Annotated in this window: 18 protein-coding genes; 5 read left to right on the top strand and 13 right to left on the bottom strand. The window is 69.0% G+C overall.

Translation table 11 applies throughout. The features are described from left to right. Positions 1–57: 57 nt before the first annotated feature. From C6569_RS07035 to C6569_RS07025, 3 genes are all read right to left on the bottom strand, one after another. The gene (locus C6569_RS07035; RefSeq protein WP_146144749.1) at positions 58–1497 is read right to left on the bottom strand and encodes a TMEM43 family protein; all 1440 of its coding nucleotides are present in this window, start codon (positions 1495–1497) and stop codon (positions 58–60) included. Between the two features lie 92 nt (positions 1498–1589). Continuing rightward, positions 1590–2312, bottom strand: coding sequence for a response regulator (locus C6569_RS07030; protein WP_106748174.1), 723 nt, complete (start codon positions 2310–2312; stop codon positions 1590–1592). A gap of 4 nt (positions 2313–2316) precedes the next feature. Continuing rightward, positions 2317–2874, bottom strand: a complete 558-nt coding sequence (locus C6569_RS07025; protein WP_106748173.1) for a MarR family winged helix-turn-helix transcriptional regulator — start codon at positions 2872–2874, stop codon at positions 2317–2319. 190 nt (positions 2875–3064) lie between these two features. Here C6569_RS07025 and C6569_RS07020 point away from each other — a divergent pair, with 190 nt between their 5' ends. Together C6569_RS07020 and C6569_RS07015 are read left to right on the top strand one after the other, a co-directional pair. Then, entirely contained in the window at positions 3065–3952 is an 888-nt protein-coding gene (locus C6569_RS07020) for a branched-chain amino acid aminotransferase (protein ID WP_106748172.1), read from the top strand. Positions 3953–4136: 184 nt separating this feature from the next. Continuing rightward, positions 4137–5171, top strand: coding sequence for an amino acid ABC transporter substrate-binding protein (locus C6569_RS07015; RefSeq protein WP_106748171.1), 1035 nt, complete (start codon positions 4137–4139; stop codon positions 5169–5171). Positions 5172–5193: 22 nt separating this feature from the next. On the opposite strand, the gene C6569_RS07010 is transcribed toward C6569_RS07015, so the two are convergent. The 6 genes from C6569_RS07010 to C6569_RS21910 all read right to left on the bottom strand — a co-directional run bounded on the left by C6569_RS07010 (position 5194) and on the right by C6569_RS21910 (position 10767). Then, complete coding sequence (locus tag C6569_RS07010; protein WP_106750934.1) at positions 5194–5550, bottom strand: tRNA-binding protein; 357 nt, start codon at positions 5548–5550, stop codon at positions 5194–5196. Between the two features lie 78 nt (positions 5551–5628). Continuing rightward, positions 5629–6378, bottom strand: a complete 750-nt coding sequence (locus C6569_RS07005) for a TetR/AcrR family transcriptional regulator (protein WP_181313941.1) — start codon at positions 6376–6378, stop codon at positions 5629–5631. Positions 6379–6427: 49 nt separating this feature from the next. Next, complete coding sequence (gene proC, locus C6569_RS07000) at positions 6428–7270, bottom strand: pyrroline-5-carboxylate reductase (RefSeq protein ID WP_106748169.1); 843 nt, start codon at positions 7268–7270, stop codon at positions 6428–6430. 52 nt (positions 7271–7322) lie between these two features. Further along, positions 7323–7826, bottom strand: coding sequence for a type III secretion system chaperone family protein (locus C6569_RS06995; protein WP_106748168.1), 504 nt, complete (start codon positions 7824–7826; stop codon positions 7323–7325). A gap of 556 nt (positions 7827–8382) precedes the next feature. Beyond that, positions 8383–10428 (bottom strand): elongation factor G, encoded by a 2046-nt coding sequence (locus C6569_RS06990; RefSeq protein WP_106748167.1) that lies wholly within the window; start codon positions 10426–10428, stop codon positions 8383–8385. 174 nt (positions 10429–10602) lie between these two features. Further along, a complete protein-coding gene (locus C6569_RS21910) occupies positions 10603–10767 on the bottom strand; it encodes a hypothetical protein (protein WP_181313940.1) in 165 nt (54 codons plus the stop codon). Between the two features lie 254 nt (positions 10768–11021). Between C6569_RS21910 and C6569_RS06985 the strand changes: the two genes are divergently transcribed. Together C6569_RS06985 and C6569_RS06980 are read left to right on the top strand one after the other, a co-directional pair. Next, complete coding sequence (locus C6569_RS06985) at positions 11022–11336, top strand: hypothetical protein (protein WP_106748166.1); 315 nt, start codon at positions 11022–11024, stop codon at positions 11334–11336. Positions 11337–11350: 14 nt separating this feature from the next. Next, positions 11351–12523: a PQQ-dependent sugar dehydrogenase gene (locus C6569_RS06980; RefSeq protein ID WP_215905798.1), complete on the top strand. Its 1173-nt coding sequence runs from the start codon at positions 11351–11353 to the stop codon at positions 12521–12523. 2 nt (positions 12524–12525) lie between these two features. Here the strand turns inward: C6569_RS06980 and C6569_RS06975 are convergent, their stop codons facing one another. From C6569_RS06975 to C6569_RS06960, 4 genes are all read right to left on the bottom strand, one after another. After that, complete coding sequence (locus C6569_RS06975; protein ID WP_106748164.1) at positions 12526–13284, bottom strand: class I SAM-dependent methyltransferase; 759 nt, start codon at positions 13282–13284, stop codon at positions 12526–12528. Next, positions 13281–13640, bottom strand: a complete 360-nt coding sequence (locus tag C6569_RS06970) for a DMT family protein (RefSeq protein ID WP_106748163.1) — start codon at positions 13638–13640, stop codon at positions 13281–13283. Before C6569_RS06970 ends, C6569_RS06975 begins: the two co-directional genes overlap by 4 nt. Before the next feature lie 68 nt (positions 13641–13708). Then, positions 13709–14122 carry a hypothetical protein gene (locus C6569_RS06965; RefSeq protein WP_106748162.1) on the bottom strand — a complete coding sequence of 138 codons (414 nt, stop codon included), beginning with the start codon at positions 14120–14122 and terminating at the stop codon, positions 13709–13711. Positions 14123–14183: 61 nt separating this feature from the next. Next, positions 14184–14447, bottom strand: a complete 264-nt coding sequence (locus tag C6569_RS06960) for a SemiSWEET family sugar transporter (RefSeq protein WP_106748161.1) — start codon at positions 14445–14447, stop codon at positions 14184–14186. 93 nt (positions 14448–14540) lie between these two features. Here C6569_RS06960 and msrP point away from each other — a divergent pair, with 93 nt between their 5' ends. Then, positions 14541–15497 (top strand): protein-methionine-sulfoxide reductase catalytic subunit MsrP, encoded by a 957-nt coding sequence (gene msrP / locus C6569_RS06955; RefSeq protein WP_106748160.1) that lies wholly within the window; start codon positions 14541–14543, stop codon positions 15495–15497. The last annotated feature ends 4 nt before the right edge of the window (positions 15498–15501 follow it).

Raw genomic sequence — 15501 nt, 5'->3', positions numbered from 1 at the left:
CGACACGAGAACGCCCGGCCGCAAGGACCGGGCGTTCGACGTTTCGGAAGGGGTGGTTCAGCCGCCCTGCCCCGGCCTCAGGCCCGGCGGCACGTTGAGGAAGCCGCCCGGCTGCTGCGGCGCCGGCTGCGGCCAGCCCTGCGGGGAATGGCCGGGCTGCGGAGGATAGCCGGCCTGCGGAGGATAGGCGGCCTGGGCGGGATAGCCGGCGGGCGGGGCCTCGGCCGGCCAGCCCGCCGCGGTCGCGGCGGACATCGGGCTCACGCCCACGGGAGAACCGACCACCTGGCCACCCACGGGCGGGGCAGCGGCACGGCGGCGCTCGCCGAGGACCTTGAGGCCATAGGCGCCGGCGACGCCAGCCGCGATCAGCACGATCGACATGACCGGGCGGTGCCAGAACCAGGCGATGGCGAAGGCCGGCAGGGCGACGACGAGGGTCAGTGCCAGGGCGACGATGCCGGCACCCGCGGCCATGGCCGAGCCGAACAGCGGGATGACGTCGGCGAGCACGACGAAGGGCCGCAGAACCAGGTTGAAGCCGATCCACATGACGATCAGCGCCACCAGCCGCAGCACCCAGGTGAGGATGCGGTTCGACTCGTGGGCATGGGCATAGAGCTCCTGGGCGGCCTTGGTGCCGGTCTCGCCGAGGAAGACGTCACGGCCGTTGGAGGCCTGGTAGGGACCGAAGCCGGGCCCGACCTGCTTCGCCACCACGGTCACCGGCCCCTCGGGAAGCACCGTGTAGGAGATGCGGATGTCGCCAACGGCGGGGGTCCCGGCGTCGTAGCCGACATAGACGTTGCCGTCGGCGAGGCGGGCCTGGGAGCCGAAGCGGGACTGGAAGGCGCGAAGCTGCGCGTCGGTCACCTCGAGGCGGCGCTCCGCCGAGCCGCCGAACAGGCCGACGACGCGGCTGTCGGCGCGGAAGGCGCCGATGGTGGCGTTGGGTGCGGTCTGGCTGCGGCCGGTGACCGGCATGGCCGGGTTCTCGTGGCCGTCACGGCGGCGGAAGCGGCTGGAATCGATCGGCCGATCGGACCAGACGCGGGTATATTCATAGGTGGTGGTGCGGGTTTGCGAGCCGCCGGCATTGCTACGCGTCTCGGTGCGTTGCTCTTCCTTCCACTGATACATCTCGACCTTGCGGACGAGGCGCACGGCGTCGGTCGAGATCTGGAAGTCGGCGTCGGTCAGCCGGCCGCCGGATCGCAGGTCGCCGGACACGTGGACGAGCTTGCCCTCATTGGCGGGATCGACGCGGGTCGGCGGCACCGTGACGGTGACGCCCGCCCCCTCGTTGAGCGCCCGCGTCGTGCCGATGGCGCGGCCCTCGTTCCAGAAGATGCCCCAGACCGTGGCGGCGACCAGGGCGAGGCCGATGAGGATGCCGGTGATCGACTGCCACAACCTCTCGAGAAAGCCGACATGTTCCGTGGTGACGTCGCCGGCCTCCGCGGGTCCCGCGCTCCAGCCGTCCTGATCCATACTCATCCCGATTTCCCCCCATGCAGGTTGAGGGTAATCCGTCACGGCCGTGTTTCAACGCGCCCGCGCTGGCCGGGACGACTGTTTCAGCAGCGCAATCAGGGCGTCGCGATGAGCCGGTAGCCGATGCCGCGAACGGTCTGCAGGTGCAGCGGATTGGCCGGATCGACCTCGATCTTGCGGCGCAGGCGGTTCACCTGCACGTCGACGGTACGCTCGTTGATGTCGCCGCCCGGGGCTGCAAGATCGTAGCGCGGCACGGTCTCGCCGGGCTTCACCGCGAGGACGCGCAGCATGTCCTTCTCACGATCGGTCAGGCGGACGACCTCATCGCCCTTCTTCAGCTCCAGCCGGCTGATGTGGAAATGGAAGTCGCCGAACTTGACGGCCTCCACCACGGGCTGCGGCGAGGGCATCGCGCGCCGCAGGATGCCGCCGATGCGCAGCAGCAGTTCGCGCGGTTCGAAGGGCTTCGGCAGATAATCGTCGGCGCCGATCTCCAGACCCGTCAGGCGGTCGGAGAGATCGGCGCGTGCCGTCAGCATGAGGATGGGGATGGCGCGGGCCGGTCCGGCGGTGCCCTCGCGGATCGCGCGGGCGAGTTCGAACCCCGTCTCCCCCGGCATCATCACGTCGAGGATCAGGAGGTCGAAGGTCAGGCCGTCGAGCTTCTTGCGGGCGGCGGCGGCCTGGCCGGCGGTGGTGATGCGGTAGCCGTTGTTGGTGAGGTAGCGGGCGAGCGTCTGGCGGATGACCCGGTCGTCGTCGACGATGAGCAGGTGCGGCGCGTCGTCGGCCGGTGGTTTCAGCGACGTCGACATCGCGTCAGCGCTCCTTGCCGCGCTGCAAGGCGCGATCGGCCTGGGTGATCATCCGCGTCACGTCCTCACGGCCCTCGGGATCGATCATGGCATAGAGGAAACGCACCGCCTGGTCGCGGGTGGTACCGGACTGGGCGATGGCGCGGGCGAAGCGCTCGGTCTGCAGCTTGGCGAGTTCGAGGGCGAGCGCCCTGCCCTTGTCGGTGACGGCCAGCAGGCGCTGGCGCCGGTCGACCTGCCCCTCCTTCTGCAGGATGAAGCCCTGCTCGACCAGCTCCTTCAGCACCCGCGCCAGGCTCTGCTTGGTGATCTTGAGGATGTCGAGGAGGTCGGCCACCCGGATCTCCGGATGGCGGAAGACGAAATGCAGCACGCGGTGGTGGGCGCGGCCGAACTGGTAGCGCTCGAGGACGTGATCGGGATCGCCGACGAAATCGCGATAGGCGAAGAACATCAGCTCGATCAGCTCATATGCGGGATCGCGGCCCGGCGGCTCCGCTCCCGCCGCCGCGGTGCCGGACGTGGTGCGGCGCTGGGCCGTCGAGACATTTATGTCAGCCATGTTGACATATTCGATGCCGATTGTTACTCATCTGCCCGCATTCACGAAACGATCGTACCTAAAGGCTGCTCACCCCGTCGGGAATCGTCGCTCAGCGCCGGCTCTCGCATGACAAGGTTAGCCGGACCCGGCCCAGTTCGCAAAACGCGATGTGGACGCCCGAGAAGCCCGGAGAGTACAGGAGGAAGACATGTCTCTGGTCCCGTTCCACGACCGCGATGGCTTTATCTGGATGGACGGCAAGCTCGTCCCCTGGCGCGACGCGCAGGTGCACGTGCTCACCCACGGCCTGCACTATGCCTCGGCGGTGTTCGAGGGTGAGCGGGCTTATGGCGGCGCGATCTACAAGTGCACCGAGCACTCGGCCCGCCTGCGCAAGTCGGCGGAGCTCCTTGACTTCGAAATTCCCTTCTCGGTGGCCGAGATCGACGCCGCGAAGATGGCGACGCTGAAGGCCAACGGTCAGACCGACGCCTATGTGCGCCCGGTCGCCTGGCGCGGCTCGGAGATGATGGGCGTCTCGGCCCAGCACAACAAGATCCACCTCGCCATCGCCACCTGGGAATGGCCCAGCTATTTCGACCCGGCGACCAAGATGAAGGGCATCCGCCTCGACATCGCGGAATTCCGCCGTCCCGACCCGGCCACGGCCCCCTCGACGTCGAAGGCGGCGGGCCTCTACATGATCTGCACCATCTCCAAGCACAAGGCGGAGAAGAAGGGCTATGCCGACGCCCTGATGTTCGACTGGCAGGGCCGCGTCGCCGAATGCACCGGCGCCAACGTCTTCTTCATCAAGGACGGCCAGGTGCACACGCCGATCGCCGACTGCTTCCTGGACGGCATCACCCGCCGCACGGTCATCGACCTGTGCAAGAAGCGCGGCTTCGAGGTGGTGGAGCGGCGGATCATGCCGGAGGAGCTGTCGAGCTTCAACGAGTGCTTCATCACCGGCACGGCGGCCGAAGTGACGCCGGTCTCCGAGATCGGCCCCTATCGCTACACGCCCGGCAACATGTCGAAGACGATCATGGACGACTATACGGTCGAGGTGACGCCGAAGGCCGCCGCGGCCTGAGCCTTTGCCGCCGCCATGGATATGCGAAGGCCGGGCTCGTCCCGGCCTTCTTGGCTTTCCGGGTCGGGGATGAGCCCGACCTGTCGCTTTCCGCCGGGTCCCTGTTAGGCTGCTCAGGAGCGGCGTCCGTACGGATGGCGGGCGCCGCAGCCAGACAACATCCAGAGCGGAAAGCACCACAACCATGAAACGGATCGTCTCGTCCCTCGCGCTCGCCGCGGCTCTCGGCATGGGGACCGCCGGCGGCACGGCGCTCGCCCAGAGCGGCGGCGCAACGCTGCGCAACATCCAGAGCGCCGGCGCGGTCAAATGCGGCGTCAGCCCCAGCCTCGCCGGGTTTTCCCAGCCCGACAGCGCCGGCACCTGGACCGGCATCGACGTCGACCTTTGCCGCGCCGTCGCCGCGGCGATCTTCAACGACCCGAACAAGGTGCGTTTCTCGCCGCTCTCGGCCAAGGACCGCTTCACCGCGCTGCAGTCCGGCGAGGTCGATCTCCTGTCCCGCGTCACCACCTGGACGCTGCAGCGCGACACGGCTCTCGGCCTGAACTTTGCCGGCGTGAACTACTATGACGGCCAGGGCTTCATGGTGCGCAAGTCGCTCAACGTGAAGACGGCGCGCGAACTGTCGGGTGCCTCGGTCTGCGTGCAGACCGGCACCACGACCGAACTCAACGTCGCCGACTATTTCCGCACCAACGGCATGCGCTACGAGCCGGTGGTGTTCGCCACGGCCGACGAGACGCTGAAGGCCTATGAATCGGGCCGCTGCGACGTCTTCACCACCGACGCCTCGGGCGTCTATTCGCAGCGCCTCAGCCTCGCCAAGCCCGACGACCACCTCGTCCTGCCGGACATCATCTCCAAGGAGCCGCTCGGCCCGGTCGTGCGCCACGGCGACGACCAGTGGTTCGACATCGTCAAGTGGACCCACTTCGCCATGGTCACCGCCGAGGAGCTCGGCATCAACCGCGGCAATCTCGACCAGATGCTGCAGTCGACCAATCCGGAGATCCGGCGCGTGCTCGGCGTCGAGGGCAATGGCGGCGAGGCCCTGGGTCTGACCAAGGACTGGGTGGTCCGCATCGTCCGCCACGTCGGCAATTACGGCGAGAGCTTCGACCGCAACCTCGGCACCGGCTCGCGCCTCGGCATCGCCCGCGGGCTCAACGGCCTGTGGAACGCGGGCGGCCTGCAATACGCGCCGCCCATCCGCTGAACCGCGCGAACGGCGGGCGTCTTCAAAAGAGGCGCCCGCCGATCGGCACCTGATGGCCGGGGCCGATCAGCACCACCTCGCCATCGGCGTCGGGAACGCCGAGGGTCAGCACCTCCGACATGAACTTGCCGATCTGCCGCGGCGGGAAATTGACCACCGCCAGCACCTGGCGCCCGATCAGGCTCGCCGGGTCATAGTGCCGGGTGATCCGGGCCGAGGACTTCTTCCGGCCGATGGGTGCGCCGAAATTGATCACCAGCTTGACGGCTGGCTTGCGCGCCTCGGGAAAGGGCTGGGCCTCGACGATCTCGCCGACCCGGATGTCGACCTTCATGAAATCGTCGAAACCGATGATCGGACTCGGGTCGGCAGGCAGCATGAGGTTCTCGCGCGCATGAAAAAGGCCGGGACGAACCCGGCCTTTCTCGCGCATTGCAGCAGAAGGTCAAGCGGCCGCTCAGACCGGCGTCACCTTCGGGTCACGGAAGTCGTCGCCGCGCCAGCCGCGCGGCGGCGCCTCGCGCTCCTCGGCATCAGGCCCCCAGGAGGACGACCGGCGACGGCAGCCGAACGGGGCACAGACGAGGCTCTTCAGCGGCGCGGCGAGCTGCTCGACCGATTTCAGCGTCTTCGCCGCGCGCCCTGCCTTGGCGAGTTCCTCGTCGAGCACCCGCATGGTGCGGGCGAGCGCGGGATCCTCGTCGTCGAGCCAGGCCCGCACCACCTTGGCGAAGGCGATGGCGAGCCCTTGGGCGCGGATCATGCCGCCGGCGCCCGGTACCTCGACGCCGGCCGCGGCCAGCATCCAGCGCTGCGAGCGCCGGGCGACGCCGTTGAGGGCGAGGGCCAGGCCCGGATCGCGCATGGCGGCCCGCGACAGGTTGCGGATCGCCGGCTTGTGGGGCGCCAGGAGATCGAGGCGGCGCATCAGCACGTCGAAGAGCTTCTCCTTGGTGTCCTGGTCGGCGAGGTCGGTGTCAATGCCGTCGAGGACGGCCTTGTCGATGCCGGCGACGAAGGCCTCGACGATGGCGAAGCGCGAATCGAACAGGGCGCGGATGTCGCCAAGAGATACGCCGGACCGCACCGCGATGTCGGCGAGCGTCACCGCCTCGTAGTCGCGCTCGGCGAGCAGCGCCATGAAGGCGGCGACGACCGCGTCGCGGCGCTCCGGCGTGGCGGTGGAGGTCTGGGTCGCGTCGGTCATGGCCGTCTCCGTCGGTGGAAGCCCCTGCCCCAGAGATAGGTCGTTCCGCTCAGCCCGCCAGTTCCCGCGAGCGTTTCGCCGCAGCCGCGATGGCGGCGACGAAGGCGGCATCGATCCCCTCGGCGCCCATCAGCACCTGCAGGGCCGCATGGGTGGTGCCGTTGGGCGAGGTGACGTTCTGCCTCAGCGTCGCGGGTTCGACGTCGGGCGAGCGGTGCATGAGCTCGCCGGCCCCCTCGACGGTCGCCCGGGCGAGGCGAGCCGCGAGCTCGGGCGGCAGGCCGGCCGCGGCGCCCGCCTTCGCCATCACCTCGGCGAGGAGGAAGACATAGGCCGGGCCGGAGCCGGAGACGGCGGTGACGATGTCGATCCAGTCCTCGCGCATCAGCCATTCGACCCGGCCGACGGCGGAGAGCAGCGTCTCCACCGCGGCGCGCTGGGCCGCCGTCACCTGGTCGCTGGCGGCGGCGCCGGTGATGCCGCGGCCGACGGCGGCCGGCGTATTGGGAATGGTGCGGACGATGGCGGTCCCCGCCCCGAAGACCTCCTCCAGCCGCGCGATCGTCTTGCCGGCCATGACCGAGACGACCACCGTTCGCGGCCCGACGAGGTGGCGCACGAGCGGCATGACGTCGTCGGCGATCTGCGGCTTGACGGCGAGGATCAGCACGTCGGCGACGGCAGGCTCCGCCGGGTCGAGGGCGATGCCGTGCTCGTCGATGATGGCCTGGACATTGGCCGGCGGCCGCGGATCGACGACGGTGATGCGGGCCGGCGGCAGGCCGTGGCCGAGCCAGCCGCGCAGCAGGGCACCGCCCATCTGGCCGGCGCCGACCAGCACGACATGGCCGGCGAAGGTGGCGAGGGATCGGGGGCTGGCTGCGTCTGTCATGGCATCCTCAGGGGCTGGCTGCCCCCACGGATAGCCGCCCTGCCCGGCCCTGTCACGCCTCGCCAGCGGTCTCGAACAGCGCCGAATCCATCGCCTCGCGCGCCGACTTGCCGGCCCAGACGACGAACTGGAAGGCCTGGTAGTAGCGGTCGCAGGCTTCCATGGCGGCATCGAGCTGGGCCTCGCACTGGCGGCCCGAGGCTTCCGCGCCCCCGGCGAGGAGCAGCGCGTGGCGGAACATCACCACGCCTTCCTGCGGCCAGAGGTCGAAATGGCCGAGCCAGAGCTGTTCGTTGATGAGCTGGATGAGGTCCTTCACCTCCGACCGCCGACGGTCGGGCACCTTCAGGTCGAAGGCGCAGGCGAGATGGAGCGATTCGATATCGTCCATCCAGGTGAAGGAGGCATGATAGTCGGCCCATCGGCCGGTGACGGAGAGGGTGATCTCGTCATCCCCCGAACGGTCGAAGGACCATTCGTTGAGAGCCGCCAGGTTCTCCACCAGATCGACGGGATTGACCTGCCGGTCGGTGCTTTCGATATCGATCAAGGACATTCCGCCCCCGTGCGGTTCGCTCGGTTGTCGGACAGACGCGACGGGACGCAACTGGACGCGAGACCGGCGGGCGGCAGGCTTACGAAGCCGGCTGCAAGCTTTTGATTCGACTGTTCGAATCGATCCCTGACCCAGACCCTAACGCAGGATGGCGGCGCTGCCTACTGACCCCACAAGCGATCTTGGATTCGCCGTCGGGCCGCAATCGCGGCGCCGTTCTTATCCACACGGGAAGGGCCTCGGCGGGCCCGTCCTCCACCGTTTGCCGCCGCAGCCGGCAGTCCGACTCGCGCCCGCAATTTGCCTAAAATGCGGGCATGCTGCCGAGGCGTGCGGCAGGTGAAATCCAGCCATGCAGGCATTCCGGTTGTGCGCTGCACACGAACACGCCATCTTCGGTCCGTCGATAGCTTTTTTGGGTCACGTCCTCCCTGTGACCCTCGCGTCGCTGTCGGCGTTCCCCTCTGGAAGGCGGCTTCCCGGTGTTCGTCATCGGAAGCCGAAACTCAAAAGGCCGGGCTCGACGAGCCCGGCCCTTTTTTTGGCCGTGACCGGCTCAGGCTGCCCGGGTCTGGACGATCCTCTCGGCGTCGCGCCCCGTCAGTTCGGCGAGATGGTCGAACTGCGCGGTGAAGGAGCCGACACCCGCCGTGGCCGAGCGGATCTCGACGATGAGATCGCCGATCTCAGCCTCCGGCATGAGGGCGGACACCACGTCCCAGCCGGGCCAGCGCTCGCGGGCGTCGAAGCCGAGGATCTGGCCGCGCCGCGCCGAGACGATGGCGTTGACCCGCGCCGTGGCCTCCGAGGGCACCGTCACCGCGATGCGCAGGACCGGCTCCAGCAGCACCGGATGGCAGGCGGCCAGAGCCTCCTGGATGGCGATTCGCCCGGCCTGCTGGAAGGCCATGTCGGAACTGTCCACCGTGTGGAAGCTGCCGTCGGTCAGGGTGACCGCGAGATCGACGACGGGAAAGCCGAGCGGCCCCTTGCGCAGGGCGTCCGCCACCCCCTCGCGGACCGCCGGGATATATTGCTTCGGCACGACGCCGCCGGTGATCCGGTCGTCGAACTGGAAGCCCGTGCCGCGCGGCACCGGCTTCACGTCGATGACCACGTCGCCGAACTGGCCGTGCCCCCCCGACTGCTTGCGGTGACGCCCGCGCACGCCGGTCGCCGCCTTCTTGATGGTCTCGCGATAGCCGATGGCGGGGCGGCTCTGGTTCACCGCCACGCCGTAGCGGTTCGACAGCTTGGCCATGGCGACGCGCAGATGCATCTCCCCCTGCCCGGCCAGGATGATCTCGCCCGTCCCGGCGTCGTGGGTGACGGCGAGCGAGGGGTCCTCGTCGACGAGCTTGCCGAGAGCGAGGCCGAGACGCACGTCGTCCTTGCGGTCCCGCGCCGACAGGGCGAGGGAGAGCACGGGCTGCGGCGCCTCGATCACCACCAGCGGTGCGAGGGGCGTCCGGCCGGTGGTGACCGCCTCGCCGGTCGCCATGTGGTCGAGCTTGCCGAGCGCCACCGTGTCGCCGGCCTTCGCCTCCCGCATCTTCTCGACACCCGGGCCGAAGAGCCGGAACAGGCCGGAGGTGCGCTCGGCCACCCCGGCAGCGCCGGTCAGCACGGCGCCCTCTGCGAGACTTCCCGACACCAGGCGGGCGACCGAGATCTTGCCGCCATGGGCCGTGTGGACGGTCTTCATCACCTGCGCCACCGTCTCGCCCGGGGCGACGCCGAGACGGCCGGCGGCGGCGGCGACCGGCGGCACGTCATGGCGCAGGGTCTTGAGGAGCCGCAGCACGCCGTGGGTCTGCAGCGCCGAGCCGAAGAGCACGGGCACGACGAGGCCGGCGGCGAGTTCCCGCCCGAGGTCGTCGAAGACGCGGTCGCGCGGCGGCTCGAGGTCGGAGAGCAGGGTCTCCATCAGCTCGTCGTCATGGTCGGCGAGCGTCTCCAGCATGGAGAAACGCGCCTCCTTCTCGCGGTCGAGATCGGCCCCGTCGAGCGGGATGACCTCGGAGGCGGCATGTTCGCGATAGACGAAGGCGCGCTCCAGGGCGAGGTCGACGAAGCCGGAGACGATACCGTTCGACCAGATGGGGATCTGCCGAAGCAGCAGCGGCACCCGCGAGGCCGGCCGCAGCACCTCCAGCGTCTCGCGCAGGCGCCGGCTGGCCTTGTCGATCTTGTTGATGAAGAGGATGCGCGGAATGCCGCGGTCCTCCAGCTCACGCAGGATGAGGCCAAGGGCCGGAACCTTCTTCTCGTCGGCCTCGCAGACCACCACCGCCGCATCGACGGCGGGAATGACGGCGCGCATGTCGTGCAGAAAATCGACCGATCCCGGACAGTCGACGAAGGTGTAGTCGTCGCCCATGAAGGAGGTCGTGGCGAAGCCAGCCTCGACGCTCATCCTGAACTGGCGGGATTCGGCGCTGGAATCGGAAACCGTGCTGCCGCTCTCGGTGGCGCCCATCCTCGCAATGGCGCCGGTGCGCTCCAGCACCGCCTCCAGCAAGGTGGTCTTGCCGCTCTGGAACGGGCCCACCAGTGCTATGCACCGGGGACCCGACTGTCGTCTGCCGGCTTGATCGCCCATGTCTGCAACCCCTCGTGTCGGGGCCCGGGCGAGAAGGTCGACCCGGAAGTGACAGGCCAAACGGAGGATCTTGTTCGGGGACCTCGCGTGGGCACCATCGTCCTCCCGCACGCGGCGTGGCGCAAGGGCGCCGTCTCGCGTTGCAACGAGGGCGGCAATGTGCCCGGCGCGCCGTCAGCGCTGCGGCGGGCGGCGAACCGAACCGGTGCGGATATCGTCGTCGGAGACCGGCGCGCGCGCCGTCTGCAGGCCTTCCGCGAGGTCCTTGGAGCCGCGGTCGACGAACTGCGCCAGAAGGATGGAGGCGGCGGCGACCGCGATCAGGACCCAGCGGGACATCGAAACCTCGGTACCGGACGAAGCAAGGACCTTTCGTCGCATGAACGTGGTTAAGGGAGGGTTTCGGCGCCCAAGACCCGTTTCGTGATACCGCCATCACGCAACAGTGAGACTGTGCCGCAATTTCGCCCGGAACCATCGCCCTTCCACCATGGTTTCGGTCACTGTCGTTCACCGGTCGACACCGGCAACGTCATCCCGATTCCCCCGGTCGGGACGGCGCCGCCACACAGACATCAGGACGGAGATGCCGAATGCTGCGTTCGCCTCAATCCTTCCGCATCGGAGCCCCCCGCGCGGGGTTCGGCCGTGGCTATCCCCGTGTTCCCACGATCGTCTCCGCGGGGATCGTCGCGGCGCTGCTCATCGCCCTTCTGGTCGCCGGTGTTTCGCTCACCACCGAACTCATCGACACGGCGGCATTCGAGGACGGCGCTGAGGCCGAGACCCTGGTCCTGTCGGGCGCTGTCGCCGTCCTGACGATCGGCCTCGCCGGTCTGCTCCTTACCATGCTGCGGCGCTACATCTCCGTCAGCCAGGACCGGAAGGATCCTCCCGTCACGGCCTGAGGGAGATGAGCCACATGTCGGGATCCGGTCCCCATCGCCGCGCCGTTCTGGCCTCCGGCCTGTCGGCCGCCGCCCTGCTCGGCCTGACGCCGCGGAGCGCCGCCGCCCGGACCGTGCGCGCCGACTCGCCCGGCCAGCCGCTCGCCGTCACGACGGTCGCGGGCAGTCTCGAGCATCCCTGGGGGCTCGCCTTCCTTCCCGACGGCTCGATGCTTGTCACGGAGCGCCCCGGCCGCCTGCGCCGGATCATGCCCGACGGCGAGGTGTCGAAGCCGCTCGAGGGTGGACCGCGTGTTCTCGCCCGCGGACAGGGCGGACTGCTCGGCATCGCGCTTGCGCCGGACTTCGCCCGCAACAGGCAGATCTTCCTGAGCTTCGCCGAGGCCCGCGAGGGCTCCACCAACGCCACGGCCGTCTACCGGGGGCGGCTCTCCGTCGCAGGCGACGCGCTGGAGGACGGCCGGGTGATCTGGCGCCAGCAGCCGGCCTTCGCCAGCAGCAACCATTTCGGCTCGCGCATCGTCGCGGACCGCTCCGGCCATCTCTTCGTCACCACCGGCGACCGCTTCAGCCAGATGGATCTGAGCCAGGACCCGTCGAACACGATCGCCAAGATCGTGCGCATCACCGCCGACGGCGAGCCGGCCCTCGACAATCCCCGCGCCGCCGGCCGCTCCGGCTGGGCGCCGGAGGTCTGGGCCATCGGTCTCCGCAACGTGCAGGGTGCCGCCCTTCACCCGGAGAGCGGACTGTTGTGGGTGAGCAATCACGGACCGCGCGGCGGCGACGGGCTCTATGCCGTGCGGCCGGGCGAAAACTACGGCTGGCCGCTGATCTCCTGGGGTACCCATTACGACGGCCGGCCGGTGAACGGGGGCTTGAGGGAACGGGAGGGTCTGGTCCAGCCCCTCGTCCACTGGACGCCCTCCATCGCGCCGGCTGGCCTCACCTTCTACACCGGCGACCTGATGCCCGCCTGGAAGGGCAGCGCCTTTTCCGGGGCTCTGGCGGGTCGCATGCTGGTGCGGATCATGCTCGACGGCGAGCGCGTGGTCGGCCAGCAGCGCCTGCTCACCGATCTCGGACACCGCTTCCGCGACGTGCAGGCGGGGCCGGACGGCGCTCTGTGGGCGCTCACCGACGCCCGCGACGGCGCCCTCCTGCGCATCGCGCCGCCCGAAGGCTGACGTCAGACGTCGGCGATCCGCGGATGCGGTGTCAGCACCACGCAGTGGTGGCCCATGGCGTCACCTCCCAGGATGAAATGCTGGGCGGGGAAGCTCTGCATGAGGTCGTTCTCGTAGAGCTTTACCGCGTCACGCCGGCAGATGAGGAACTTCGCCGCCGCGACGATGTCCTCCCGGTCGATGACGCACATCAGGCACATCTCGGGATGGGCCGAGAGATAGGCGTGCACCGTGACCACGAGGAACGGGTAGCCGGGGTGCAGCATGTCGTCGAGGCAGATCAGCCCCTGGGGGTGCAGCCGGGCATGGGCGAGCGCCAGGTCGTGGCCGAGCGCCTCCGGCGAGTGCTCGCCGTCGATGTGGACGAAGCGGAGGGGTCCCCGCCCGGTCAGGCCGGCGAATTCGTCGACGGTGAGCTTTCCGGTGTCGAAAGGGCGCGGCGTGAACCTGTCGGCCGCCAGGCCACAGCGCGCCGCATTGGCGACGAAGCGGTCGAGGACGTGGTCGTCGGGCCAGGAGAAGATGTCGAATCCGTAGGCGTGTTCCCCCGGTGCCAGGGCATGGCCCATGGCGATGAAGAAACGGCCCTCGAAGGTGCCGATCTCCGCGAGACTGCCGCGGATGCCCATTTCGCTCTGGCGGCGCAGCACGTGGCCGCAGATCGTCGCCGAGAAGCGCGAGGACATGCCGGGCACCGTGTCGTAGCCGTCGGCGAGATAGGCATCGAGGGCGGGAATGCCGCTCGAGAAGGCGCGGGTCATGCGGCTCTCCCCTGGAAGACGAAGAAGGCGCCGGCGGCGATCAGGGCGAAACCGATCGCATGGTTCCACGTCAGCTGTTCCTTCAGCACCACCACCGAGAAGACGGCGAAGACGACGAGGGTGATGACCTCCTGGATCGTCTTGAGCTCGGCGGCGCTGTAGACCTCGTGGCCGATGCGGTTGGCCGGCACGGCGAGGCAATATTCGAAGAGGGCGATGCCCCAGCTCGCCACGATGACCAGGGCGAGCGGAGCGGCCTTGAACTTCAGGTGGCCGTACCAGGCGAAGGTCATGAAGACGTTGGAGGCGAGCAGCAGCAGGATGGGCGAGACGAAGGGCGAGGTCAGCGACGCCATGGGGAACTCCGGTGGGACGGTGCATGGCTAGCACGAACCGGGCCGCGACGGCATGACCGCCGCTGCGGTCAAGATGCGCAGTTGGCGACGCTCCAGACGCCGTCGAGCGGACCGCCACGGACGATGAAGCTTTCGCCGAGATCCCAGCGTCCTGCCGGCTGCCAGCGCAGCGACACCGGTGGACGATCCAGCCGATAGGCGAGATGGTGATTGGGTCCCGACGTGCCGGGGATCTCGTCGAATGTGAGATAGGCGCCACGGTCGCCGATCCGGCCGCGCCAGACCTGCCGGCCGTAAGTGCGCATGCGCCCGTCGGAGCCGCGCTGGCGCCAGGTGGGATGCGCGAAAGCCTCGGCCGTGAAGACGCGGCCCTTGTCGGAGCGGATGACGGGCAGGGACGGATGGCAGGCAACGGCCGGGGTTGCGCCGAGGCCGATCGTCAGCGCGAGAGCGGAAAGCTGCGCGAAGGGCGTGCGGGACATGGAATTCTCCTGCCGCCCCCTGTGCCACCCGATCGTTTCAGCCGCGATCCGCGCGGCGGCCTCACCCGTATCGGATCTTGAGACCGACGATGGTGAGCTGCAGCGCCAGGGTGATCGTGTTGGCGAGGATCAGCGGCCCGTCGCCCAGCGCGACGCCGTAGACGAGCCAGAGGGCGATGCCGCAGGCGAAGGCGGCATAGGCGGGCAGCGAGATGGCGCGGGTGTCGCGGGTGCGGATGATCTGAAAAGCCTGGGGCAGCCAGCAGAGAGTCGTAACGAAAGCCGCGGTCAGGCCGATATAGGGAACGAGGGTCTGCGGCAGCACGTTGGCCTCCGGGGGGTCGGACGACTCGCCATAGCGTGATTGGATGACGGGCCGGCCGGCCTATAGCCTGTCAGAACGACAAAAGGAGCCCCCATGCTGATCAAGTCGAAGCGCGGTTGGGAACTGCCGGAATCCGCCGTCACACCCGAGAACATCTTCCTGTCGCGGCGCGGCCTGATGGCCGCGGGTGCGGGATTCGCCGCAGCCGGACTGGCGGGGCGTGCCGAGGCCCAGGGCGCGGCCGATCCGACCGCCGATCTCTACCCCGTCCGGCGTAACGAGACCTACACGGTCGAGCGGCCGCTGACGGCGGAAAACGTCGCCGGCAACTACAACAATTTCTACGAATTCGGCACGTCCAAGCAGGTGGCGCGCGCGGCCCAGGCCCTGCCGATCCGCCCCTGGACAGTGAAGATCGACGGCCTCGTCGAGAAGCCCCAGACGATCGACATCGACAAGCTGATCCGCGCCATGCCGCTGGAGGAGCGCGTCTACCGCTTCCGCTGCGTCGAGGCCTGGGGCATGACCGTTCCCTGGACGGGCTTCCCGATCAAGGCGCTGATGGACATGGTCCAGCCGCAGGGCTCGGCGAAATATCTGCGCATGGAGACCTTCGACACCCAGAGCTGGGCGCCGGGCATGCGCTCGCCCTGGTATTCCTGGCCCTATGTGGAGGGGCTCGCCATCGACGAGGCGGCCCACGACCTCGCCATCCTCGTCACCGGCACCTACGGCAAGCCGGTGCCGCGCCAGCACGGCGCGCCGCTCAGGCTCATCGTGCCGTGGAAATACGGGTTCAAGTCGGTCAAGTCGATCGTCCGCATCTCCTTCACCGAGCAGCGGCCGCAGAGCTTCTGGGAGCGGCTTCAGGGCGGCGAATACGGCTTCTGGGCCAATGTGAACCCGGCGGTCGCCCATCCGCGCTGGAGCCAGGCGACGGAGGAGCTGATCGGCGGCGGCGGGCGCGTGCCGACCCAGCTCTTCAACGGCTACGGCGAATATGTCGCGCCGCTCTATCGCGGCCGCGAGCGCGAGCGCCTCTGGGCCTGAGGCG

Source organism: Phreatobacter cathodiphilus (assembly GCF_003008515.1).
Lineage (GTDB): Bacteria > Pseudomonadota > Alphaproteobacteria > Rhizobiales > Phreatobacteraceae > Phreatobacter > Phreatobacter cathodiphilus.
Note: the sequence above shows the minus strand (reverse complement) of the source record. Positions and strands in the feature narration are given on the sequence as shown.

What these genes read in the sequence shown, in the direction of transcription:
- C6569_RS07035 (WP_146144749.1), bottom strand. Translation starts at nt 1,497, where the DNA reads ATGAGTATGGATCAGGACGGCTGGAGCGCGGGACCCGCGGAGGCCGGC.
- C6569_RS07030 (WP_106748174.1), bottom strand. Translation starts at nt 2,312, where the DNA reads ATGTCGACGTCGCTGAAACCACCGGCCGACGACGCGCCGCACCTGCTC.
- C6569_RS07025 (WP_106748173.1), bottom strand. Translation starts at nt 2,874, where the DNA reads ATGGCTGACATAAATGTCTCGACGGCCCAGCGCCGCACCACGTCCGGC.
- C6569_RS07020 (WP_106748172.1), top strand. Translation starts at nt 3,065, where the DNA reads ATGTCTCTGGTCCCGTTCCACGACCGCGATGGCTTTATCTGGATGGAC.
- C6569_RS07015 (WP_106748171.1), top strand. Translation starts at nt 4,137, where the DNA reads ATGAAACGGATCGTCTCGTCCCTCGCGCTCGCCGCGGCTCTCGGCATG.
- C6569_RS07010 (WP_106750934.1), bottom strand. Translation starts at nt 5,550, where the DNA reads ATGCTGCCTGCCGACCCGAGTCCGATCATCGGTTTCGACGATTTCATG.
- C6569_RS07005 (WP_181313941.1), bottom strand. Translation starts at nt 6,378, where the DNA reads ATGACCGACGCGACCCAGACCTCCACCGCCACGCCGGAGCGCCGCGAC.
- proC (WP_106748169.1), bottom strand. Translation starts at nt 7,270, where the DNA reads ATGACAGACGCAGCCAGCCCCCGATCCCTCGCCACCTTCGCCGGCCAT.
- C6569_RS06995 (WP_106748168.1), bottom strand. Translation starts at nt 7,826, where the DNA reads ATGTCCTTGATCGATATCGAAAGCACCGACCGGCAGGTCAATCCCGTC.
- C6569_RS06990 (WP_106748167.1), bottom strand. Translation starts at nt 10,428, where the DNA reads ATGGGCGATCAAGCCGGCAGACGACAGTCGGGTCCCCGGTGCATAGCA.
- C6569_RS21910 (WP_181313940.1), bottom strand. Translation starts at nt 10,767, where the DNA reads ATGTCCCGCTGGGTCCTGATCGCGGTCGCCGCCGCCTCCATCCTTCTG.
- C6569_RS06985 (WP_106748166.1), top strand. Translation starts at nt 11,022, where the DNA reads ATGCTGCGTTCGCCTCAATCCTTCCGCATCGGAGCCCCCCGCGCGGGG.
- C6569_RS06980 (WP_215905798.1), top strand. Translation starts at nt 11,351, where the DNA reads ATGTCGGGATCCGGTCCCCATCGCCGCGCCGTTCTGGCCTCCGGCCTG.
- C6569_RS06975 (WP_106748164.1), bottom strand. Translation starts at nt 13,284, where the DNA reads ATGACCCGCGCCTTCTCGAGCGGCATTCCCGCCCTCGATGCCTATCTC.
- C6569_RS06970 (WP_106748163.1), bottom strand. Translation starts at nt 13,640, where the DNA reads ATGGCGTCGCTGACCTCGCCCTTCGTCTCGCCCATCCTGCTGCTGCTC.
- C6569_RS06965 (WP_106748162.1), bottom strand. Translation starts at nt 14,122, where the DNA reads ATGTCCCGCACGCCCTTCGCGCAGCTTTCCGCTCTCGCGCTGACGATC.
- msrP (WP_106748160.1), top strand. Translation starts at nt 14,541, where the DNA reads ATGCTGATCAAGTCGAAGCGCGGTTGGGAACTGCCGGAATCCGCCGTC.